Raw genomic sequence first — 20907 nt, 5'->3', positions numbered from 1 at the left:
CTCTGCGCCCTGCATTCGCTGAGACCCGGCGAAGGCGTCGCCATCCAGATGCTCGATGCGGTGATCGCGGCCGCGAGAGCGGCGGGGGCGAAACGGCTCAAGGCCATGCTGACCAACGACAACATGCCGGGCCTCGTCTTCTATCAGCGGCGCGGCTTTCGCCTGTCGGGGCTTTATCTCGACGCGATCGACGCCTATCGCTCGGTCGTGCCGACCATCATCAAGACAGGATACAAGGACATTCCGATCCACGACGCCATCGAGCTGGAGATCGCACTGTGAGCGAACCCAAGCGCTCCGGGCTGATGACGGCCGAACGCCGCGAGGACGACAGCGAGACCTCGCTGCGGCCGCTTTCGCTGTCCGATTTCACCGGCCAGGCAGCGGCGCGTGCCAATCTCCAGGTCTTCATCAACGCCGCCCGCACGCGTGGCGACGCGCTCGACCATGTCCTCTTCGTCGGCCCGCCCGGCCTCGGCAAGACGACGCTGGCGCAGATCGTGGCGCGCGAGCTCGGCGTCAATTTCCGCTCGACCTCCGGCCCCGTCATCGCCAAGGCCGGCGATCTCGCGGCCCAGCTCACCAATCTCGAAGAGCGCGACGTGCTCTTCATCGACGAGATCCACCGCCTCAACCCGGCAGTCGAGGAAATCCTCTATCCGGCGATGGAGGACTACCAGCTCGACCTGATCATCGGCGAGGGCCCGGCCGCCCGCTCGGTCAAGATCGACCTGCCCAAATTCACCCTCGTCGGCGCCACCACCCGCGCCGGCCTGCTGACGACGCCTTTGCGCGACCGTTTCGGCATCCCGATCCGCCTGCAGTTCTACACCGTCGAGGAATTGCAGGGCATCGTCTCGCGCGGCGCCCGTGTGCTCGGCGTGCCGATGTCCGACGATGGCGCCAACGAGATCGCCAAGCGCTCCCGCGGGACGCCGCGCATCGCCGGGCGCCTGCTGCGCCGCGTGCGCGATTTCGCCATCGTCGACGGCGACCCGATCGTCACCCGCAAGGTCGCCGACAAGGCGCTCTCGCTGCTCGATGTCGACGCGATCGGCCTCGACCAGATGGRCCGGCGCTATCTCACCACCGTCGCGATCAATTTCGGCGGCGGCCCGGTCGGCATCGAGACCATCGCCGCCTCGCTCTCCGAGCCGCGCGACGCGATCGAGGAGATCATCGAGCCCTTCCTGCTCCAGCAGGGCTTCATCCAGCGGACGCCGCGCGGACGCCTGCTGACGCCCCATGCCTTCCGTCATCTCGGCATGCCCGAGCCCTCGCGCGAGACGGCGCAGTTCGGCTTGTTTGGAAACGACGAGGACGAGGCGTGAGGCAGATCCTTCGGAATGTCGCGCTGGCGCTCGCCCTGACCGGCCTGTTCGCCGTCCTGGCAGTTTCGGCTCGCGCCGGTGACGACGTGCCGCGCGGGCCGGTGGAAGAAGGCTACGCCATCACGATCAAGATGCTCGCCGCCAAGGGCAAGGCCCCGCCGCCGGCCTGGCGCCCGCCGCATCGCGACCGGCTGATGAGCAAGAGCCTCGCCGCGCTCTTCGCCCGCGACGATCTCTATCAGGACGAGAGCGGCGATATGGGCCAGATCGGCGCCGACCCCTTCCTCAACGGCCAGGACGGCGAGATCAAGAAGCTGAACTTCGACACGATCCCGGTCGCGGCCGGCAAGGCAACGGTGCTGGCCAATTTCCGCAGCTTCGGCAAGCCCGTGACCGTCCAATTCCAGATGATCAGGGAGGACGGCGGCTGGCGCATCGACGACATCGTCAACCGCTTCGAAGGCAAGGACTATTCGATCCGCGAGCAGCTCTCGCAGCCCTATGACTGCGGCTCCTTCATGAACAAGCCCTGCAAGCGCTGAGCGTCTGCAGGGCTCGATTACGATGGATCCCGAATCTGCGCTGCTACGCAGCTTGTCCGGGATGACGCCACGTCTCCGTCGGAAATCGGCACCCCGCTACGGCTGACGCGCGATCTTCGAGCGCATCATCGCCGGGCGGGCGCCGGCATCGTTCAGCGCGCCGGACTTGACCGCCTTCGGGTTTTCGACCGGCCGCATGCCCTTGCCGGCCGTGCGGCTGGCGGGACGTTGCGCCGCGCTCTGGCGYTGTTTCAGYGCCAGCGCCTTGCGGGCRAGGCTGCGCTGGCTCGGAGCCTTTTCCTTCTCGGCCCGGCGCGTACGCTCGGCCCCGACGCGCTTCAGCGCCGCGGTCAACGCGTCGGCCTTGGCCTTGGTGCCGCTATTGTCGCTCGCCGGTTTCGCGCCTTTGGKCTCCGCCTTGCCGCGCATCTCGCGCTTCTGCCGGCGGGCACCGTCGCGCGCCTTGTCGCGGCGCTCGCGCAGCTTGGCGGCGAGATCGCGCAATTCATCGTCCGGAAGAGCACCGATCGCACCGCGCTGGGTGCGTGCGACGAGATCGAGCTCGGTCTTGTCGAGCAGTCGCGCGGTCGCCTTGCTGGATTGCGCCATCACTTGTCCTCCCATGGGTCACGCAACGGGTAACGCCGCTCCGGCTGAGCAGTTCCAGCCTTTCCGAAGCTGTATCGATTGGTCTATGGCAGCGGCAACCGTTCGATACCCCTCCGGAGCACCATGAGCAGGGTCCATCGCCTCGACATCCGCGTCTACTATGAGGACACCGACTTCTCCGGCGTGGTCTATCACGCGTCCTATCTGCGCTTCATGGAGCGTGGCCGCACCGAGCTCATCCGCGCGCTCGGCATCGAGCAGCGCGAGCTCTTCGACGGCGAGACGGCGCTGGGCTTCGCCGTCCGCAAGATGACGATCGACTTCCTGCGCCCCGCCGTGATGGACGACCTGGTGACGGTCGAGACGCACTGCACCGCCGCGCGCGGCGCCACCATGGATCTCGAGCAGCGCGTGCTGCGCGGCGAGGAGGTGCTGATCGGGGCGCAGGTCATGGTCGCCTGCATCGGCGGCGGCCGGGCACGGCGCATTCCCGACGGCTTGCGCAAGCGGCTGATGCTCGACGACTAACGCTGCCGCGCATGACCATCGACGTAAGGCCCACCCGCATGTTAGCGCTCTTAACATGAGCTGGAAGCGCGACAGACCCGAAACGCCCCGCGGCTATCACCACGGCAACCTCAAGGAGGAGCTGGTGCGGGCCGCGCTGGGGCTGATCGGGGAGAAAGGCCCGAACGGTTTCACCTTCGCCGAGGCCGCGCGCATGGCCGGCGTCAGCCCGGCCGCGCCCTATCGGCATTTCCGTGACCGCGACGAGTTGCTGGCCGATGTGGCCGCGCGCGGCTTCCAGGCCTTCGAGGCGTCGCTGTCGCGCGCCTGGGACCAGGGTCGCCCCGACCCCGAATCTGCCTTCCACCGGCTCGGCCGTGCCTATCTGGCTTTCGCCCATGACGAGCCGGCCTATTATTCCGCCATGTTCGAGGCCGGCGTGTCGCTCGATGCAAGCCCGGAATTGCGGGCCGCCGCCGACCGCGCCTTCGCCAATCTGCGGCAGGCGGCCGAGGCGCTGATCGCCCGGCTGCCGCAGAACAAGCGCCCGCCCGCGCTGATGATGGCGCTGCACATATGGGCGATGTCGCATGGCATCGCCGCCCTGTTCGGCCGCGCCGATGGCGGCCGGCGGCCGCTGCCCATGTCGGCCGCCGAGCTGCTCGAGGCGGGCATGCTGATCTATCTCCAGGGCCTGGGTATCGGCCCGGAAACCGCACCCCCACCCGCCGTCTGACGATTTTTCGCCGGCCATTCTTGACAAGCCGGACCCTCGCAAGCATCTATGTGAATGTGATTTACATTCACGTCGATGAGCGGAGGAGAAAGATGCCGATCGTYRCGARGCTTGAYGAATAYGGAAGAGGRGCCTGGWTCGCCTTYGCGGTRCTSGGCTTCATCGTGTGGTGGCCGCTKGGTCTKGCGACCCTGGCCTTYMTGTTTGGGAGTGGACGCATGGGTTGCGGATATGCCGGAGACCGTTACGAACATCGGATGAGCCGCCTGCAGGGCAAGATGGACCGGATGCGCGAGCGCATGGCGGGCCGTGAGGGCCGCGGTTTCGGCGGCGGCTTCGGCGGCTGGGGCCGCGAGCCCTCGAGCGGCAACCGTGCCTTCGACGAGTATAAGGCCGAGACGCTGCGCCGGCTCGAGGACGAGCAGCGCGAGTTCCACGATTTCCTGGGCCGCCTGCGCATGGCCCGCGACAAGGCCGAGTTCGATCAGTTCATGAACGACCGCCGCAACAACCCGCCGGCCAATCCCCCGGCCCAGCCCGACGCGGCCTGAACCTGTCGCGGCGAAAGCCGGGATCAACAGCCATGAGACGAGCCCGCTCCGGTCAGCCGGAGCGGGTTTTTTGCATCAAGCCGCGAGCCAGCCCGTCAGACCGATCAGCACGAGAGGGATCGCCGCCATGGCGAGGGCGGTCTGGATCGCTGTGATCCCGGCCATCAAAGGCGCATCGCCACCGAGCTGCCGAGCCATGATGTAAGCGGAGGACGCCGTTGGGAGGGCCTGGAAGAGCAGCGCCGTCGTCAGGGCCGGGCCGTTCAGCCCCGTGACCATGGCCACGAGCACCGTTGCGGCGGGCATGGCCAGGAATTTCATCATCGACGACGAAGCGACAGGTCCGATCCATCGGCGCGCCGAGCTGAAATCGAGCGCGGCGCCGACGCAGAGCAGACCAAGGGGCAATGAGGCCGCCCCCAGCGAGCGCATGGCCGACTCAAGGCCGCGCGGAATGCCGAGGCCGATCAGCTGGAAAGCGATCCCGCCGAGCGAAGCCACCACCAGCGGGTTCGTGACGAGCTGCTTGAGAATCGCTCGGCCATTTAGCTTGGCCGAGCCATGGCGGGCAAACACCAGCACGCACAGGACATTGACCGTCGGCACGATCGCGGCATTGCAGATCGCGGCCAGCGCGATGCCCTGGGCTCCGAACAGCCCTCCCGCCAGGGTCACGCCCACATAGTTGTTGAACCGCACGCTGCCCTGAAACACCGAGGTGAATGCCGGACCGTCCAGATTCAGCAACGGCCGGACGGCCATGACCAGCGCCGCGACCGCAATCGTCGAAAGGATCAGCGTCAAGGCGAGATCACGAACCGGCAACGCTTCAAGATGCGCCGTTGCCAGGCCGTGGAAGAACAGGCTGGGCAACAGGACATAGTAACCGAGCCGATCAGCCCCTGCCGGACTGCCGGACGCTACGCTTGGGAAGGCTGCCATGTCGAACTCGCGCCGCGAAACCGGACGAAGACCTACCAGTTCCCATTCGCCAGGAAAAATTCTGAATTCTCTTTCAATCAATGAGAAATACTTGTTGATATACCTCGACCGCGATGGGAAGGATTCGCCATGTCGCTGCGTGCCCTTCGGACCTTGCATGCCATTGCGCGCCATGGCTCCTTCGCGCGCGCCGGCGAGGCCGTGGGGCTGACCCAATCTGCCGTGAGCTTGCAGGTGAAGTCTCTCGAGGACGAATTCGGCGCGCGCCTGTTCGATCGGTCGCGACGGCTGCCGGTCTTGACCGAAGCCGGCAAGATCGTCCTCGCGAAATCGGAAGAGGTTCTGGCGCTCTATGACCGAATCCCCGAGGCGCTGGGTGACGAGCACGCGCTGGCCGGCCGCTTGAAGATCGGTGCGATCCAGACGGCCTTGTCAGGCGCCCTGCCCGACGCGCTGATCACGTTGAAGCGGGCTCACCCCCGCATCCGGGTTCACGTCGTCGCCGGCATGTCGGCGGAGCTCGCGGCTCAGGTGGCCGGTGGCGAGCTGGATGCGGCGGTCACGACGGAGCCTGTCCGCCCTCATCCGCCCGATCTGGTCTGGACGCCCCTGTACAGCGATCGTTTCTGGCTTGTCGCGCCCAAAGGCAACGAGCGGAAGGATCAGCGGGAGCTGTTGAACGAGCTGCCTTTCATCAGATTCGACAGCCGTGCCTGGGCCGGCAGGGTCATCGATCGGGAGCTGCGCCGGCAGCGCATGACCGTGCGAGAGGAAATGGTTCTGGATAGCCAGGAAGTCATCCTGCACATGGTCGAGAAAGGGCTCGGCGTCGCGATTGCCCCGCTATCCGATGATGCGCGCCTGCATCTCGACCTGATATGTCTGCCGTTCGGCACGCCCCAGTTGACCCGGCGTATCGTCCTGCTCGAGCGACAGGATCGTCGAACGGAGCGGCTGGCGGAAGCGTTGACGCACGCGCTCATCGAAGCCGGGGGGCGCGGAGCAGGAACTCTGGAAGCTGTCTCCGCACAGGGTTCGCCGTAAGCGCCGCCCCGTATACCGGACATTAACCTTGCCGGGGGCTTAACTCGAACCGGAGCATGCGTTTCGTGGGAAACCCCGGTTCGGCCCATCTTTCGCCGGATTCGCGCGCGAAAGACAGGGTACGGCATTTCCCCGGATCGTGAAAAGGGYGGCGGCGTGGGTCTTCCGCGACGCGAACGGCGGGGTTTGGATCAGGACCGTGAGCCTCTAGGCCAAGCTTCTGGTCGCACCGCCTGGGTTGGAAGGATGACAGGATGAACCCCGCCGACGTCGCGCAGGCCGCGCCGCAGATCGACATGTCGTTCTGGACGCTGTTCTGGCACGCTCATATCGTCGTCAAGCTCGTCATGATGGGCCTGCTCGGCGCTTCGATCTGGTGCTGGTCGATCATCATCGACAAGACGCTGCTCTACCGGCGCACCCGCAAGGATATGGACGCCTTCGAGGAGGTGTTCTGGTCCGGCCGCTCGCTCGAGGAGCTCTATCGCGACCTCGCCAGCAAGCCCGTCGCCGACATGGCGGCCGTCTTCGTCGCGGCGATGCGGGAGTGGAAGCGCTCCTTCGAGAATGGCGGACGCTCGGTCGCCAGCCTCCCCCAGCGCATCGACAAGGTGCTCGACGTCACCATCCAGCGCGAAACGGAGCGGCTGGAATCGGGGCTGCTCGTGCTTTCGACCATCGCCTCGGCCGCGCCCTTCATCGGCCTGTTCGGCACGGTCTGGGGCATCATGACCTCCTTCACCGCCATCGCCGTCTCCAAGAACTCCTCGCTCGCCGTGGTGGCGCCCGGCATCGCGGAGGCGCTCTTCGCCACCGCCATCGGCCTCTTCGCCGCCATTCCCGCGCTGATGGCCTACAACAAGCTGCAATCCGAGGTCGCCAAGGCGCAAGGGCGCCTCGAAGCCTTCGCCGACGAGTTCTCCGCGATCCTGTCGCGGCAGATCGACGAGCGCATGGCGGCGTGAGGGGCTGAACGATGGGAATGTCCGCAGCCGGAGCGCAACAGGGCGGGGGCCGTCGGGGCCGCCGCTCGCGCCGCCACCGCGCCATCGCCGAGATCAACATGACGCCGTTCATCGACGTCATGCTGGTGTTGCTCATCATCTTCATGGTCGCGGCGCCGCTGATCGCCACCGGCGTGCCGCTCGACCTGCCGCAGACCGGGGCGAAGCCGATCAATGTCGATCAGAAGCCGGTCACGATCGCCATCGACGGCAAGGGCCAGATCTTCCTGCAGGACGAGGCGACGCTSGAGCCCGACCTSGTSACSAARYTGCAKGGCCTCGCCAAGCAGGGYTTCGAYGAGCGCATCTATGTGCGCGCCGACAAGCTGGTCGATTACGGCCGCGTCGCTTCGGTCATGTCGACCATCACCGCCGCCGGCTTCAAGCGGGTCGCTCTGGTAACGGAACCGGCGAACCGCTGAGGACGATGGAAGTAAGGGTACTCAGGGCGTGAAGCTTTCGACCTCCGAACCTGGCATGCTGGTGTCGGCGCTTGGCCACACGACGGCGCTCGTCGTCGGGCTGCTGGCGTTCTCGTCGCCTGCGCCGCTGCCGGAGCATCAGGAGGCGATCGCCGTCGAGCTCGTCGATCCCAACGCGCTGAACCAGATCACCCGCGGCGAGCGCAACGCGCAGAAGGTCGAGGAAAAGCCGACCCCGCGCGCCGAGCGCCAGTCCGACGTGGTCGAGCGCAAGGAGGCCGACGAGGCCAAGGCCGACAACCCCGCCCCGCCCACGCGCCCGCCCGAGCTGAAGACGGCCGACGAGAATGCCGCCGCGCCGCTGCCGCCGGCCCGCCCGGTCGAGCAGCCCAAGCCCGAGGCGAAGCCGCCCGAGCCCGTCAAGCCGCCGCAGAAATCAGAGGCCGCCGCCGCGCAGGAGGCCGAGCAGAAGCGCCAGGAGCTGGCCAAGCTCGCCGAAGACGCCGAAATCGCCTCCAAGGCCAAGCAGGCCGAGGAACAGGCCAAAGCCGCCGCCAAGGCGAAGGCCGAGGCTGACGCCCAGCAGGCGAAAGCCAAGGCAGACGCGAAGGCCAAGGCCGACGCGCTCGCCAAGGCCGAAGCCGACAAGGCCGCCAAGGAACAGGCCGAGGCCGCCGCGAAGGCCAAGGCGGAGGCGGCCGCGAAGGCCAAGCTCGCCGCCGAGGCGAAGGCCAAGCAGGAGGCCGAGGCCAAGGCGAAGAAAGAGGCGCAGATCGCCAAGAACTTCAACGCCACCGACATCGAGCGGCTGCTGCAGTCGAAGGAAAAGGCGCAGTCCACCGGCTCCTCGGCGCCGCAGGTCAATCGCACCGCCTCGCTCGGCACCCAGACCGGCTCCTCGCAGAAGCTCAGCCCCTCGCTCAAGGCGCAGCTCATCGGCATCATCCAGGATCAGTTGCTGAAGTGCTGGAACGTGCCGATCGCGCTTGCCAACGCGCATGGCAACGCCAATGTCGTGCCGACGGTGCGCATGAAACTGAACACCGACGGCTCGCTCGCCGCCGAGCCCGGGGTGATCAACCGGTCTGCCGATCCGCTCTTCCAGGTCGCGGCCAGCTCGGCATTGACCGCGACCCGCCGCTGCGCGCCTTTGCGCATTCCGGCTCAATTTGCCGCCTATTATGACGACTGGCGTGACGTCGTCGTCAATTTCGACGCAAGGGACGTACTGTGACCCTGATCGACCGCACTCGCCTCCCCTTCCTCGCTTCGGCCCCGACGCGCCGCGGCCTCCTCGCCATGGCCGGCGCGAGCCTGCTCGTGCCCGCGGCGGCGAGAGCCGAGCTCGTCATCGACCTGCGCGGCGGCACCTTCCAGCCGATGCCGATCGCGATCGCGGATTTCGCCGGCGAGGGCGGCGTTCTCGTCTCCAGCGTCATCACCAACAATCTGAAGCGCTGCGGCTATTTCCTGCCCGTCGACAAGGGCCGCTTCCCCGAGAAGAACCCGCCCTTCGACACTGCCCCGCAATTCCAGGCCTGGCAGGCCGCCGGCGTGCAGGCGCTGGTCACCGGCCGCGTCGCCCGCGAGGCCGGCCGCATCCGTGCCGAATTCCGCCTCTGGGACGTCGGCACGGGCACCCAGACCGACGGCCAGCAGTATTTCACCGATCCGAGCAACAGCCGCCGCGTCGGTCACATCATCTCCGACGCGATCTTCTCGAAGATCACCGGGCTCGGCGGCTTCTTCGACACCCGCATCGTCTTCGTCGATGAATCCGGCACCAAGGAGAACCGCCGCAAGCGCCTCGCCATCATGGATCAGGACGGCGCCAATGTGCGCTACCTGACCAATGGCGACGTCTCGGTCGTGACCCCGCGCTATTCGCCGGTCGGGCAGGATGTGACCTTCATGTCGCAGCGCCATGGCGAGCAGCCGCGCGTGCAGGTGCTCAACATCGAGACCGGCCAGCGCCAGRTCGTCGGCAAYTTCCCCGACATGACCTCGAGCCCGCGCTTCKCGCCGAACGGCCAGCGCATCGCGCTCTCGCTGCAGCAGGGCGGCAACGCCAATCTCTACGCCATCGACATCGCCTCGCGCTCGACGACGCGGCTGACCTCGACGGCGGCGATCGACACCTCGCCCTCCTATGCGCCCGACGGTTCCAAGATCGTCTTCGAGAGCGACCGCGGCGGCTCGCAGCAACTCTATGTGATGCCGGCCGGCGGCGGCGAGGGCCAGCGCATCTCCTTCGGCCAGGGCCGCTATTCGCAGCCCACCTGGTCGCCGCGCGGAGACCTCATCGCCTTCACCCGGCAGAGCCCGAACGGCTTCGCCATCGGCGTGATGCGGCCCGACGGCTCGGGCGAGCGTATCCTGACGGAAGGCTTCCACAACGAGGCGCCGAACTGGGCGCCGAACGGCCAGTACCTGATGTTCTTCCGCGACCCCGGCGGCGAGACCGGCGGCAAGCTCTACATGGTCGACATCACCGGCCGCGTCGAAGTGCCGGTGCCGACTCCGGCCTATGCCTCCGACCCGACCTGGTCGCCGCTGCTGAGCGGCCCGGCTCGCTGAGACGAGCATCGGCGAAGACGAACGCGCCGCCCGGCCTGCGCCGGGCGGCTTTTGCTTGTGTGGAGTCGGTCGCTCAGTCGCGGTAGATCGGCTCCTCGGCATCGAGCTGCCGGCGGATCGAGGCCAGGTGCAGGCGCGCCGATTCCGGATCGCCCTCGCGCATCTGGCGATAGGCGGCCTCGGCGATCTCGGGCTTGACCGGCAGAACCTCCCGCCCCGTCGAGAGCGCCAGCGCCTGCACCTCGCAGGCGCGCTCCAGATAATAGAGGTCGTCCCAGGCTTCGGCGATCGTCGGCCCGAGCACCATGACGCCGTGATGCTTCATGAAGACGATATCGGCGTCGCCAACTGCGGCGGCGATGCGATCGCCCTCGCTCTCGTCGAGGGCAAGGCCGTTATAATCCCGGTCGACCGCCGTGCGGCCGTAGAACTTGAGCGCCGTCTGACCGGCGAAGATCAGCGGCTCGCCCTCCGTCATCGAGAGTGCCGTCGCATAGGGCATATGGGTGTGGAAGGCGACCTTGGCGCGCGGAAGGTTCTTGTGGATCCGGGCATGGATGTAGAAGGCGGTCGCCTCCGGCTGGCCCTCGCCCGAGACGACGTTGCCGTGGAAGTCGCAGATCAGCAGCTTCGAGGCGGTCAGCTCCCGAAAGGCCCAGCCATAGGGGTTGACGATGAACAGGTCGTCATAGCCCGGCACCAGCGCCGAGAAATGGTTGCAGATGCCCTCCTCGAAGCCATAGCGCGCCGCCATCCGGAACGTCGCGGCGAGATCCCGGCGGGCCTCCCACACCACCTCCGAGTCGAGATCGGGTTGGTTGGGGCCCCGCGCAGGCGCCGTGCTCGAAACGCCGGGCTTGAGGGAATGGGCCATCGCAATCTCCAGTCAGGACAGGGCGCAAACCGAAGCAAGCCTCGGGCCGCGATCCCGTCAGGATAGAGCGGAGAGGGCGAAAGATGCGCTGCAATTACCCGCGCCGTTTGCGCATTTTTTTCATGCCGTCACGCAAAGCCGGTCCGGGCAGCCCCCGGAAAGGCTTCGGCCTACCCCTCGGCCCGCCCCCTGCCGCGCCATCTGACGGCATAGGGCAGGATGAGCATGTAGAGCCCGCTGAACAGCAGCAGGAAAAGCGGGAGCAATGGCGAATAGACGATCCACGCCGGCGGCTCCCCGCGCGCCATGGCGACGAAGTTCGCAATGACCGTGACCGTGAAGATAATCGACAGCCAGCGATGGCCTTGCCGGATCCAAGTGCTCCAAGTCATGGAACCTCCTTTTCGAGCCATTGAAGTGAGGGCGGCGATTTTCAGCCCTCGCGCGCCACGACCTCTTCCAGCTTCGCGAAGAACTGCTGCCAGCCGGCCTTGGCGCCACCGAAGGCCTGCTTCTGCTCCGGCCGGAAGCCGACCTGCTCCATGCGCAGATGCGTGCCCTTCGGAGAAGGGGTGAGTGTGAAGGTCACGACGCTCTGCAGGGCATAGGCCGCGTCGTCATGCGCGAAGTTCCACGTATAGGATAATGACCGGTTCGGCTCGACCGCGAGCACCTCGCAATCCAGCACGCCGCCCCAGTCGCCGCTCAACTTGAAGCGGTGCCCGACGGCCGGCACGAAATCGTTCCTCATCAGCCATTCCGCGATCAGATGCGGCTGCGTCAGGGCACGCCAGAGCTTCTCCGGCGCATGGGGCATCTCTCGCTCGACGACGACGGAGCGGGTTTCGGTCATTGATCCATCCTCTTCAGCAAATCTTCGAGATCGTCGAACCGGCTTTCCCAATACCCGGCCATCCGGCTCGTCCAATCGACCAGGGGCGCAAGCGCGCCGAGCTGGGCGCTGTAATGCGTCTGGCGGCCTTCATGGCGGTCTCGCACCAACCCGACCTGCTTCAGCACCGCGAGATGTTTCGAGACAGCAGGCTGCGAGACACCGGCCTGGGCCGTCAGAGCCGCGACGGTCTGCTCCCCCTGGCGACAAAGGCGCTCGAAGATGCCTCGCCGGGTCGGGTCGGCAAGCGTTCTGAAGAGCGCATCAGGTGTGTCCGGCATCTGAAATCCATAACTGCCTGGCTATGAGTTATATCGATAACCACTGAGTTATGAATCTGTCAAACGAAAGCCGGATGCCCTCTTCTCGTTGCATTGCGGGTAGCCCGACCAGCGCGAGCGCGCCTCGCCTTCCTGTGTCCGCCACGCTACAGCCAAGCCCGCAAATGGCCCTTCGCCACATTTGGTTAACCATACGCCGCAATGCCGCCACTTCGCCTTGATCTGGCAAGGTCTCGTTTAGGTTGACGCTTCATTGATGGCAGCGAGGCAACGCTGTCCTGAAGCGCGCCGCCATATGATTTCGATCGCCCGGAGTTCAGCCATGTTGACCACCCTCCTCGCCGGCGGCCGCACCGTCCGCTTCGCCGCCGCCCTCGCAGCCACGCTCGCGCTCGGCGCCTGCGCCAACAACAACCAGAACGCGGATGCGTCGGGCTTCGGCGCCGGCGGCGCCGCCACGCCCGGCAGCGCGCAGGACTTCGTCGTCAATGTCGGCGACCGCGTCTTCTTCGAGACCGACTCCACCGACCTGACCTCGACCGCGACCGCGACCCTCGACAAGCARKCYTCCTGGCTGCAGCGCTAYCCGCGCTATAGCTTCGTCGTCGAGGGTCACGCCGACGAGCGCGGCACCCGCGAATACAACTACTCGCTCGGCGCCCGCCGCGCCCAGACCGTGCGCGACTACCTCGCCTCGCGCGGCATCCAGGCCAACCGCATCCGCACCATCTCCTACGGCAAGGAGCGCCCGGTCGCGGTCTGCAACGACATCTCCTGCTGGTCGCAGAACCGCCGCGCCGTGACGGTGCTGGACGGAGCCGGCGGCGCCCCGGGCGCCTGAGCGCCGCGAAGCTCTGAAAACACGAAGCCCCGGACGGCAGCGTCCGGGGCTTTTTTCATTGCAGATCGCTATAGCGCGCTGTCATTCCGGGCTTGGCCCGGAATCCATCACAGAGCGCATCGCCTCATGATGGATTCCGGATCGGCGCCGCTTCGCGGCCTGTCCGGAATGACGCGGCGGATAACGAGTTGAAACGAAACCTCACCCCACCGGCGTCGGGATCAGGCTCCGTGCCACGCCCTCGATCCGTTCGGCAGCGCCGACAAGGGCTTCCGCGGCCCGGTCCTCGACCTCGCTGAGTCGCTGGTCGGCCGCGCCGGCATCACCCTGCGTCGCCGCCAGATCGGATTCCAGCTTGGCGAGCCGCTGTCTCAGCTCGGACATCTCGTCGGCCACCATCAGCGCCGCCATGACATGCAGGCGCATGTCTCCGATCTCGCCGAAGGCCTCCCGCATCTCGCCGATCTTGCCGTCATAGAAGCGCGCGAGCTCTTCCAGATGCGCTTCCTCGCCCTCCCCGCAGGCCATCCGATAGGCCTTGCCGGCGATCGTGACGTTGACTTGCGGCATCGCCTCTCCTTCCCGTGACCTCCCATGCGGGACAGATCACTCCGTCTCCTCGGCCTCGACCTCCGCCGGCTGCTGGGCCTGCACCCGCTCGATGACCGCGCCGATCACGTTCATCGCCCGCATCAGGCGCTGGTCGACGTCACCAGCCGCCGCCTCGACATGGCCGAGCCGGGCCATCGTCCCGTCGAGCTCGGCCGCCAGCCGCGCCCGGTCGTCCTGCATCAGCGCCAGCTCGGTCTCGAGATTGGCCCGGCCGCGCTCGGCCTCGACCCGTCGCCGTGCCGCCGCTTCCAACTGCCCCAGCGCCGCATCGAGKCGCGCMAGCGCATTGTCCAGCATCAGGCTCGCCACCATCGCTCTCCTTTCAGATCGAAGCCGGCTCACGCGATTCGTGCCTGAATTTACAGCAGAAGCGTGGGAAACGTGAATCCCGGCCGCAGGAAACCTGCGATTGCCAAGGGCTTGTCCACATGCGCTGAGGCAAAGCTTGCGGAAACGACCCTGCGCCGCGCCTTCCGAGGCACGAAACCGCCCGCCGCGAATTGACTCAAGGCGAGCGCCGGGCCTAATCCAGCCGTCCTTTCGAAGTCATCTGCGCTTGCCTTTGTCGGACCGTCCTGCCCGCCTCGCGCGGGGTCGGGCCGGACCGCCCCGCCCGCCAGACGGAGCCACGAGATCACCATGACCACCATCGACCGCGCCCAGCACGACAAGCTCGCCAATGCCATCCGCGGCTTGGCGATGGACGGCGTCGAGAAGGCCAAGTCCGGCCATCCCGGCCTGCCGATGGGCGCCGCCGACGTCGCGACCGTGTTGTTCACCCGCGTGATGAAATACGACGCCGCCGATCCGCGCTGGCCGGACCGCGATCGCTTCGTGCTTTCCGCCGGCCACGGCTCGATGCTGCTCTACGCCCTGCTCTATCTCACCGGCGTGCCCGGCATGGAGCTCGCCGACCYCGAGAAGTTCCGCCAGCTCGGCTCCCGGACTCCCGGCCATCCCGAGAATTTCGAGACCGCCGGCGTCGAGACCACCACCGGCCCGCTCGGCCAGGGCCTCGCCACCGCCGTCGGCATGGCGATGGCCGAGCGCATGCTCGCCGCCGAGTTCGGCAAGAAGGTCGTCGACCACCACACCTATGTGCTGGCATCCGACGGCGACCTGATGGAAGGCATCAGCCAGGAGGCGATCGCGCTCGCCGGCCATCAGAAGCTCAACAAGCTGATCGTGTTCTGGGACGATAACGGCATCTCGATCGACGGCCCGCTGACCATCACCGACAATGTCGACCAGGTCGCGCGCTTCAAGGCCTGCGGCTGGCGCTCCGAGCGCGTCGACGGCCATGATCCCGACGCGATCGAGGCCGCGATCCGCCGCGCCCAGAAGTCGAACAAGCCGACCATGATCGCCTGCAAGACCGTGATCGGCTTCGGCGCGCCGAAGAAGGCGGGCACCTCCAAGGCCCATGGCGAGCCGCTCGGCGCCGAGGAGCTTGCCGCCGCCAAAAAGGCGCTCGGCATCACCGGCGGCGCCTTCGAGGTCCCGGCCGATGTGCTGAAGGCCTGGCGCGCCGCCGGCGCGGCCGGCGCGAATGCCCACGCCAGCTGGAGGAGCCGTTTCGGCCTGCTCTCCGAGCGCAAGCGCGGCGAGTTCGAGCGCCGTCTGGCGCATATCGTGCCGGCCAAGCTCGACAAGGCGATCCTCGCCCATAAGAAGGCGCTGATCGCCGCGCCGCAGGCTGTGGCCACCCGCAAGGCCTCGGAGCTCGCGCTCGAAGCCATCATCCCGGTGATGCCGGAGCTGGTGATGGGCTCGGCCGACCYGACGCCGTCGAACAACACCCGCACCAAGGCGGCGGAGGACTTCACCCCGAAGACCCCGAAGGGCCGCTATGTCCGCTACGGCATCCGCGAGCACGGCATGGCCGCGGCGATGAACGGCATCACCCTGCATGGCGGCTTCCGCACCGCTGGCGGCACCTTCCTGGTCTTTGCCGACTATGCCCGCCCGTCGATGCGGCTTGCCGCGCTGATGGGTGTTCCGGTGATCTACGTCATGACGCATGACTCGATCGGCCTCGGCGAGGACGGCCCGACCCACCAGCCGGTCGAGCAGATCGCCTCGTTGCGCGCCATGCCGAACATGCGCGTCTTCCGCCCGGCCGATACGATCGAAACGGCGGAGGCCTGGCAGATCGCGCTGGAGCGCACGGATGGCCCGACGGTTCTGGCCCTCACGCGCCAGAACCTGCCGCAGCTGCGCACCGACGCCTCGGCGAAGAACCGCTCGGCGGCTGGCGCCTATGAATTGCTGGCGGCCGAGGGCGGCAAGGCCCAGGTCTCGCTCTTCGCCTCCGGCTCCGAGGTCGAGCTCGCGGTCGCCGCGCGCAAGCTGCTGGCGGAAAAGGGCGTGCGCGCGCGTGTCGTCTCGGTGCCCTCGCTCGAACTGCTGCTGGCGCAGGACGAGGCGACCCAAGCCGCGATCATCGGCTCGGCGCCCGTCAAGGTCGCAGTCGAGGCCGSCGTCCGCTTCGGCTGGGATGCGGTGATCGGSCATGACGGCGKCTTCGTCGGCATGCACTCCTTCGGGGCGAGCGGCCCCTACAAGGACGTCTACAAGCATTTCGGCATCACGGCGGAAGCCGTCGCCGATGCCGCGATGAAGAAGCATAACGGCTGATTTTCAGGCCACCGGGCTGAGTTTCCCGAGACAAGTCTTGCATTCGGCCATGCTTTGGCCGAATTGCCCGCGTGGATAGCGACGGCTCACGCCGGACGCTTGGCGAAGGAGAGGAAGACATGACGGTGAAGGTAGCGATCAACGGCTTCGGCCGCATCGGGCGCAACGTTCTGCGCGCGATCATCGAGTCGAAGCGCAAGGACATCGAGGTCGTGGCGATCAACGATCTCGGCCCGGTCGAGACCAACGCCCATCTCTTCCGCTTCGACTCCGTCCATGGCCGCTTCCCCGGCACGGTGACCGTCTCCGGCGACACGATCGATGTCGRCCGCGGCCCGATCAAGGTCACCGCCATCCGCGACCCGAAGGAGCTGCCGCACAAGGCGCTCGGCGTCGACATCGCGCTGGAATGCACCGGCCTCTTCACTACCAAGGAGAAGGCCGCCGCCCATCTCGCCGCCGGCGCCAAGCGCGTCCTGGTCTCGGCTCCCTGCGAYGGCGCCGACCTGACCGTCGTCTTCGGCGTCAACCAGCACGAGCTGACCAAGGACCACCTGATCGTCTCGAACGCCTCCTGCACGACGAACTGCCTCGCGCCGGTCGTGCGCGTGCTSCAKGACGCSGTCGGCATCGACAAGGGCTTCATGACCACGATCCACGCCTATACCGGCGACCAGCCGACGCTGGACACGATGCACAAGGATCTCTACCGCGCCCGCGCCGCCGCGATGTCGATGATCCCGACGTCGACCGGTGCCGCCAAGGCGATCGGCCTCGTCATCCCCGAGCTCAAGGGCCGTCTCGACGGCACCTCGATCCGCGTGCCGACCCCCAACGTCTCGGTCGTCGACTTCAAGTTCATCTCGAAGCGCAAGACCACGGTCGAGAAGGTCAACGAGGCCATCATCAAGGCCTCGAAGCGCGGCCCGCTGAAGGGCATCCTCGGCGTCACCGACCAGCCGAACGTCTCGATCGACTTCAACCACGATCCGCATTCCTCGACCTTCGCCCTCGACCAGACCAAGGTCATGGACGACAAGTTCGTGCGCGTGCTGTCCTGGTACGACAACGAATGGGGCTTCTCGAACCGCATGAGCGACACCGCCGTCGCCATGGGCGCGCTGCTCTGATCGACCTCTGAAAGCGAGGCCGCGTTCCGGCGCGGCCTCGCCCGTTTCCTTCAAACTGCGGAGAGCCCATGGCCAAGATCGAGCCGACCGTCACGTCCCCGGCCCCTGTCGAGACGCCCGCCGTGACGCCGCCCCCCGCACCGAGCCCGGCCCCGGCCGCTCCTGCGCCGGCGACGCCCGCCCCTGCCGCGATCGTCGGCTCCGCGGTGCCGGCCTCCGCCGAGCCGGCTTCCAGGCAGGAGCCGCGTGGCCTCGACCAGCTCTCCCGCATCGAGGAGAAGGCCGCCCGCATCGAGGAGAAGTTCGCCCGTTACGAGGCGGTTCTGACCCGCGCGGAAGCCTCGCTGGAGCGCAGCGCCCACAAGGTCGACGCCGCAGCCGGCACCATGGACTTCGCCGCGATCCGCGGCGAGATCGCCAATCTGCGCAGCCGCGTCGATGCGACGCCGCGTGCCGGCACCCTGTTCATGACCGCCATCGTCACCGCGGTGCTGACGGTCATCCTCACCATCCTCGTGCTGAAATTCGGCGTGCCCGGCCTGTTCGGAGGCCTGCTGCCGCGATGAGCGCCTTTCGTACCCTCGACGATGCCGATGTCGCCGGCAAGCGCGTCCTCGTCCGCGTCGATCTCAACGTCCCGATGGAGGACGGCAAGGTCAGCGACACCACCCGCATCGACCGCGTGCTGCCGACCATTCGCGAGATCGCCGACAAGGGCGGCAAGGTCATCCTGCTCGCCCATTTCGGCCGTCCCAAGGGCCGCGACGACAAGAACAGCCTGAAGCAGGTCGTGCCGGCGCTGGCGCATGCGCTCGGCCGGCCCGTCACCTTCGTCGAGGACTGCATCGGCGACGACGTCGCCAAGGCCGTGACGGCCGCGAAGAACGGCGACGTTCTGCTGCTGGAGAACACCCGCTTCCACGCAGGCGACGAGAAGAACGATCCGGATTTCGTGAGGGCGATCGCCGCCAATGGCGACCTTTATGTCAACGACGCCTTTTCGGCCGCGCACCGGGCCCACGCCTCGACCGAGGGTCTCGCCCATGTCCTGCCGGCCTATGCCGGCCGCACCATGCAGGCCGAGCTGGAGGCGCTCTCCGCCGGCCTCGACAACCCCGCCCGCCCGGTGATGGCCATCGTCGGCGGCGCCAAGGTCTCGACCAAGCTCGACCTGCTCGGCAATCTCGTGAAGAAGGTCGACATCCTCGTCATCGGCGGCGGCATGGCCAACACCTTCCTCGCCGCCCGCGGCATCAATGTCGGCAAGTCGCTGTGCGAGCACGATCTCGCCGGCACCGCCCGCGAGATCGAGGAGAAGGCCAAGGCCGCCGGCTGCGAGATCCTGCTGCCGGTCGATGCGCTGGTGGCCCGCGAGTTCAAGGCCCATCCGGGCTATCGCGTCGTGCCGGTCGACGGGGTCGAGGCCGACGAGATGATCCTCGATGCCGGCCCGCTCTCCATCGCCGAGGTCGTGCTGCGGCTCGGCAAGGTGAAGACGCTGGTCTGGAACGGGCCCTTCGGCGCCTTCGAATTGCCGCCCTTCGATACCGCGACCGTCGCTGTCGCCAAGGCCGTCGCCAAGCGGGTCGCGGCCGGCGAGCTGGTTGCCGTTGCCGGCGGCGGCGACACCGTCTCGGCGATGAACCATGCCGGCGTCGCCGACGAGCTGACCTATGTCTCGACGGCGGGCGGCGCCTTCCTCGAATGGATGGAAGGCAAGCCCCTGCCGGGCGTCGAGGCGCTTCGGAAGGCCTGATTCCGGCTGTTTTTCAGGGGCCGCCCGGCAACGGGCGGCCCTTCGCATTTTCAGCACGTCGCCGCTTTGGCTTTGCGCGAGCGGCGCTTACGCACTAAATCCAACCATCATACCGATTTAGCCAAAGGGGAGTGCCATCGTGGCCCGTATCACGCTTCGCCAGTTGCTCGACCATGCCGCCGAGAACGACTACGGCGTGCCCGCCTTCAACATCAACAACATGGAGCAGGCGCTGGCGATCATGGCGGCAGCGGACGCCACCGACGCGCCGGTGATCATCCAGGCCTCGCGCGGCGCCCGCAGCTACGCCAACGACATCATGCTCAAGCACATGATGGACGCCGTCACCGAGATCTATCCGCATATCCCGGTCTGCGTGCATCTCGACCACGGCAACGAGCCGGCGACCTGCATGACCGCGATCCAGGCCGGCTTCACCTCGGTGATGATGGACGGCTCGCTCAAGGCCGACGGCAAGACCCCGGGCGACTGGGACTACAATGTCGGCGTCACCAGGACCGTCACCGACATGGCCCATCTCGGCGGCATCTCGGTCGAGGGCGAACTCGGCGTGCTCGGCTCGCTTGAATCCGGCGAGGGCGAGAAGGAGGACGGCCACGGCTTCGAGGGCAAGCTCAGCCACGACCAGCTCCTGACCAACCCCGACGAGGCGGTGAAGTTCGTCGCCGAGACCAAGGTCGACGCGCTCGCCATCGCCATGGGCACCTCGCACGGCGCCTACAAATTCACCCGCAAGCCCGACGGCGCGATCCTCGCGATGAACGTCATCGAGGAGATCCACAAGAAGCTGCCGAACATGCATCTCGTCATGCACGGCTCGTCCAGCGTTCCGCAGGACCTCCAGGACATCATCAACCAGTATGGCGGCAAGATGCCCCAGACCTGGGGCGTGCCGGTCGAGGAGATCCAGCGCGGCATCAAGCACGGCGTGCGCAAGATCAACATCGACACCGACAACCGCATGGCGATGACCGGCCAGATCCGCAAGATTCTGTCCGAGAACCCCGGCGAGTTCGATCCGCGCAAGTATCTGAAGCCCGCCATGGAGGCGATGACCGCGCTCTGCAAGAAGCGGCTGGAGGAGTTCAACACCGCCGGCCAGGCTTCCAAGATCAAGCGCGTGATCACGCTGGCCGAGATGGCCAAGCGCTACGCCAAGGGCGAGCTCGACCCGACCTTCGGCGCGAAGAAGGCGGCGTGAAAGACGATTTCGGGCGGGTGGAGCATCGCTTCACCCGCAAGGCCTCCATCCCATGAAGAAAGTTCTGTTCGTCTGCAGCCGGAATCGGTTGCGCAGCCCCACGGCCGAACAGATCTTCTCTGAGAGGCGTGACCTTGAGGTCGCGTCCGCCGGCACGAACCACGATGCGGACGTGCCGTTGACAAGCGATCTCGTTGCCTGGGCCGACCTGATCTTCGTGATGGAGCGCGAGCAGCGCGCCAAGCTGCAGCGGCGTTTCGGCAAATATCTGAAATCGGCGCGGGTGATCTGCCTCGACATTCCCGACAACTACGCGTTCATGGACCCAGCCCTCGTCCACCTGCTCGAAGCCAAGGTCGGGCGGTTTCTGCCCTGACGACCGCGCTCGTCGTACGTC

25 protein-coding genes and 1 pseudogene are annotated in these 20907 nt (G+C 67.0%); 18 read left to right on the top strand and 8 right to left on the bottom strand.

The window, feature by feature from the left end; translation table 11 throughout:
- From AB4Y99_RS06505 to AB4Y99_RS06495, 3 genes and pseudogenes are all read left to right on the top strand, one after another.
- A pseudogene (locus tag AB4Y99_RS06505) lies at positions 1–282 on the top strand (GNAT family N-acetyltransferase); the annotation flags it as partial.
- A 23-nt stretch (positions 283–305) separates the two neighbouring features.
- Entirely contained in the window at positions 306–1331 is a 1026-nt protein-coding gene (gene ruvB / locus AB4Y99_RS06500) for a Holliday junction branch migration DNA helicase RuvB (RefSeq protein WP_441522751.1), read from the top strand.
- On the top strand, positions 1328–1873 hold the full coding sequence (locus AB4Y99_RS06495; protein ID WP_113253729.1) for a DUF3828 domain-containing protein: 546 nt from the start codon (positions 1328–1330) through the stop codon (positions 1871–1873). The genes ruvB and AB4Y99_RS06495 overlap by 4 nt, the downstream gene beginning before the upstream one ends.
- 96 nt (positions 1874–1969) lie before the next feature.
- Here the strand turns inward: AB4Y99_RS06495 and AB4Y99_RS06490 are convergent, their stop codons facing one another.
- Positions 1970–2482, bottom strand: a complete 513-nt coding sequence (locus AB4Y99_RS06490) for a hypothetical protein (protein WP_441522749.1) — start codon at positions 2480–2482, stop codon at positions 1970–1972.
- A gap of 123 nt (positions 2483–2605) precedes the next feature.
- Between AB4Y99_RS06490 and ybgC the strand changes: the two genes are divergently transcribed.
- From ybgC to AB4Y99_RS06475, 3 genes are all read left to right on the top strand, one after another.
- A complete protein-coding gene (gene ybgC, locus AB4Y99_RS06485; RefSeq protein ID WP_370954512.1) occupies positions 2606–3010 on the top strand; it encodes a tol-pal system-associated acyl-CoA thioesterase in 405 nt (134 codons plus the stop codon).
- Positions 3011–3065: 55 nt separating this feature from the next.
- A complete protein-coding gene (locus tag AB4Y99_RS06480) occupies positions 3066–3725 on the top strand; it encodes a TetR/AcrR family transcriptional regulator (RefSeq protein ID WP_038359635.1) in 660 nt (219 codons plus the stop codon).
- Between the two features lie 92 nt (positions 3726–3817).
- Positions 3818–4276, top strand: a complete 459-nt coding sequence (locus tag AB4Y99_RS06475) for a DUF2852 domain-containing protein (protein ID WP_441522748.1) — start codon at positions 3818–3820, stop codon at positions 4274–4276.
- A 75-nt stretch (positions 4277–4351) separates the two neighbouring features.
- Here the strand turns inward: AB4Y99_RS06475 and AB4Y99_RS06470 are convergent, their stop codons facing one another.
- Positions 4352–5392: an AEC family transporter gene (locus tag AB4Y99_RS06470; RefSeq protein WP_441522747.1), complete on the bottom strand. Its 1041-nt coding sequence runs from the start codon at positions 5390–5392 to the stop codon at positions 4352–4354.
- On the opposite strand from AB4Y99_RS06470, the gene AB4Y99_RS06465 reads away from it, so the two are divergent.
- From AB4Y99_RS06465 to tolB, 5 genes are all read left to right on the top strand, one after another.
- The gene (locus AB4Y99_RS06465) at positions 5348–6262 is read left to right on the top strand and encodes a LysR family transcriptional regulator (protein WP_441522746.1); all 915 of its coding nucleotides are present in this window, start codon (positions 5348–5350) and stop codon (positions 6260–6262) included. The two genes, AB4Y99_RS06470 and AB4Y99_RS06465, sit on opposite strands and share 45 nt — an antisense overlap.
- A gap of 254 nt (positions 6263–6516) precedes the next feature.
- Positions 6517–7227 carry a protein TolQ gene (gene tolQ, locus AB4Y99_RS06460; protein ID WP_038359641.1) on the top strand — a complete coding sequence of 237 codons (711 nt, stop codon included), beginning with the start codon at positions 6517–6519 and terminating at the stop codon, positions 7225–7227.
- A gap of 11 nt (positions 7228–7238) precedes the next feature.
- Entirely contained in the window at positions 7239–7688 is a 450-nt protein-coding gene (locus AB4Y99_RS06455; protein WP_441522745.1) for an ExbD/TolR family protein, read from the top strand.
- 28 nt (positions 7689–7716) lie between these two features.
- Positions 7717–8922, top strand: a complete 1206-nt coding sequence (gene tolA, locus AB4Y99_RS06450; protein ID WP_441522744.1) for a cell envelope integrity protein TolA — start codon at positions 7717–7719, stop codon at positions 8920–8922.
- 65 nt (positions 8923–8987) lie between these two features.
- The gene (gene tolB / locus AB4Y99_RS06445) at positions 8988–10265 is read left to right on the top strand and encodes a Tol-Pal system beta propeller repeat protein TolB (RefSeq protein ID WP_441522750.1); all 1278 of its coding nucleotides are present in this window, start codon (positions 8988–8990) and stop codon (positions 10263–10265) included.
- 73 nt (positions 10266–10338) lie between these two features.
- Here tolB and AB4Y99_RS06440 read toward each other — a convergent pair whose 3' ends face one another.
- The 4 genes from AB4Y99_RS06440 to AB4Y99_RS06425 form a co-directional block, all read right to left on the bottom strand.
- Positions 10339–11139 (bottom strand): aldolase, encoded by an 801-nt coding sequence (locus AB4Y99_RS06440; protein WP_038359648.1) that lies wholly within the window; start codon positions 11137–11139, stop codon positions 10339–10341.
- Between the two features lie 170 nt (positions 11140–11309).
- Entirely contained in the window at positions 11310–11531 is a 222-nt protein-coding gene (locus AB4Y99_RS06435; protein ID WP_441522743.1) for a hypothetical protein, read from the bottom strand.
- A 41-nt stretch (positions 11532–11572) separates the two neighbouring features.
- The gene (locus AB4Y99_RS06430) at positions 11573–11992 is read right to left on the bottom strand and encodes an SRPBCC family protein (RefSeq protein ID WP_142021951.1); all 420 of its coding nucleotides are present in this window, start codon (positions 11990–11992) and stop codon (positions 11573–11575) included.
- Entirely contained in the window at positions 11989–12312 is a 324-nt protein-coding gene (locus AB4Y99_RS06425) for an ArsR/SmtB family transcription factor (RefSeq protein ID WP_113253735.1), read from the bottom strand. Before AB4Y99_RS06425 ends, AB4Y99_RS06430 begins: the two co-directional genes overlap by 4 nt.
- Before the next feature lie 322 nt (positions 12313–12634).
- Between AB4Y99_RS06425 and pal the strand changes: the two genes are divergently transcribed.
- The gene (pal, locus tag AB4Y99_RS06420) at positions 12635–13153 is read left to right on the top strand and encodes a peptidoglycan-associated lipoprotein Pal (protein ID WP_441522742.1); all 519 of its coding nucleotides are present in this window, start codon (positions 12635–12637) and stop codon (positions 13151–13153) included.
- A gap of 201 nt (positions 13154–13354) precedes the next feature.
- Here the strand turns inward: pal and AB4Y99_RS06415 are convergent, their stop codons facing one another.
- Entirely contained in the window at positions 13355–13723 is a 369-nt protein-coding gene (locus AB4Y99_RS06415) for a cell division protein ZapA (protein WP_038359650.1), read from the bottom strand.
- A 36-nt stretch (positions 13724–13759) separates the two neighbouring features.
- Positions 13760–14077: a DUF4164 domain-containing protein gene (locus AB4Y99_RS06410; RefSeq protein WP_260368427.1), complete on the bottom strand. Its 318-nt coding sequence runs from the start codon at positions 14075–14077 to the stop codon at positions 13760–13762.
- Positions 14078–14404: 327 nt separating this feature from the next.
- Between AB4Y99_RS06410 and tkt the strand changes: the two genes are divergently transcribed.
- The 6 genes from tkt (at position 14405) to AB4Y99_RS06380 (ending at position 20886) form a co-directional block, all read left to right on the top strand.
- A complete protein-coding gene (tkt, locus tag AB4Y99_RS06405; protein ID WP_441522741.1) occupies positions 14405–16402 on the top strand; it encodes a transketolase in 1998 nt (665 codons plus the stop codon).
- Between the two features lie 119 nt (positions 16403–16521).
- Entirely contained in the window at positions 16522–17532 is a 1011-nt protein-coding gene (gene gap / locus AB4Y99_RS06400) for a type I glyceraldehyde-3-phosphate dehydrogenase (RefSeq protein WP_441522740.1), read from the top strand.
- A 68-nt stretch (positions 17533–17600) separates the two neighbouring features.
- A complete protein-coding gene (locus tag AB4Y99_RS06395) occupies positions 17601–18098 on the top strand; it encodes a hypothetical protein (RefSeq protein WP_051987580.1) in 498 nt (165 codons plus the stop codon).
- Entirely contained in the window at positions 18095–19288 is a 1194-nt protein-coding gene (locus tag AB4Y99_RS06390; protein WP_441522739.1) for a phosphoglycerate kinase, read from the top strand. Before AB4Y99_RS06395 ends, AB4Y99_RS06390 begins: the two co-directional genes overlap by 4 nt.
- Positions 19289–19427: 139 nt before the next feature.
- The gene (gene fba / locus AB4Y99_RS06385) at positions 19428–20510 is read left to right on the top strand and encodes a class II fructose-bisphosphate aldolase (RefSeq protein WP_112764744.1); all 1083 of its coding nucleotides are present in this window, start codon (positions 19428–19430) and stop codon (positions 20508–20510) included.
- Between the two features lie 52 nt (positions 20511–20562).
- Positions 20563–20886, top strand: coding sequence for a low molecular weight protein tyrosine phosphatase family protein (locus AB4Y99_RS06380; protein ID WP_113254485.1), 324 nt, complete (start codon positions 20563–20565; stop codon positions 20884–20886).
- The last annotated feature ends 21 nt before the right edge of the window (positions 20887–20907 follow it).

Origin of the sequence: Allobosea sp. TAB14 (genome assembly GCF_052113865.1) — a bacterium.
GTDB lineage: Bacteria > Pseudomonadota > Alphaproteobacteria > Rhizobiales > Beijerinckiaceae > Allobosea > Allobosea spartocytisi.
The sequence above is the reverse complement of the archived record's forward strand: the minus strand, read 5'-3'. Positions and strand labels throughout refer to the sequence as shown.

Coding starts and splice junctions, on each gene's coding strand:
- ybgC (WP_370954512.1), top strand. CDS start 2,606: ATGAGCAGGGTCCATCGCCTCGACATCCGCGTCTACTATGAGGACACC.
- AB4Y99_RS06480 (WP_038359635.1), top strand. CDS start 3,066: ATGAGCTGGAAGCGCGACAGACCCGAAACGCCCCGCGGCTATCACCAC.
- AB4Y99_RS06465 (WP_441522746.1), top strand. CDS start 5,348: ATGTCGCTGCGTGCCCTTCGGACCTTGCATGCCATTGCGCGCCATGGC.
- AB4Y99_RS06470 (WP_441522747.1), bottom strand. CDS start 5,392: ATGGCGCGCAATGGCATGCAAGGTCCGAAGGGCACGCAGCGACATGGC.
- tolQ (WP_038359641.1), top strand. CDS start 6,517: ATGAACCCCGCCGACGTCGCGCAGGCCGCGCCGCAGATCGACATGTCG.
- AB4Y99_RS06440 (WP_038359648.1), bottom strand. CDS start 11,139: ATGGCCCATTCCCTCAAGCCCGGCGTTTCGAGCACGGCGCCTGCGCGG.
- AB4Y99_RS06435 (WP_441522743.1), bottom strand. CDS start 11,531: ATGACTTGGAGCACTTGGATCCGGCAAGGCCATCGCTGGCTGTCGATT.
- AB4Y99_RS06430 (WP_142021951.1), bottom strand. CDS start 11,992: ATGACCGAAACCCGCTCCGTCGTCGTCGAGCGAGAGATGCCCCATGCG.
- AB4Y99_RS06425 (WP_113253735.1), bottom strand. CDS start 12,312: ATGCCGGACACACCTGATGCGCTCTTCAGAACGCTTGCCGACCCGACC.
- AB4Y99_RS06415 (WP_038359650.1), bottom strand. CDS start 13,723: ATGCCGCAAGTCAACGTCACGATCGCCGGCAAGGCCTATCGGATGGCC.
- AB4Y99_RS06395 (WP_051987580.1), top strand. CDS start 17,601: ATGGCCAAGATCGAGCCGACCGTCACGTCCCCGGCCCCTGTCGAGACG.
- AB4Y99_RS06390 (WP_441522739.1), top strand. CDS start 18,095: ATGAGCGCCTTTCGTACCCTCGACGATGCCGATGTCGCCGGCAAGCGC.
- AB4Y99_RS06380 (WP_113254485.1), top strand. CDS start 20,563: ATGAAGAAAGTTCTGTTCGTCTGCAGCCGGAATCGGTTGCGCAGCCCC.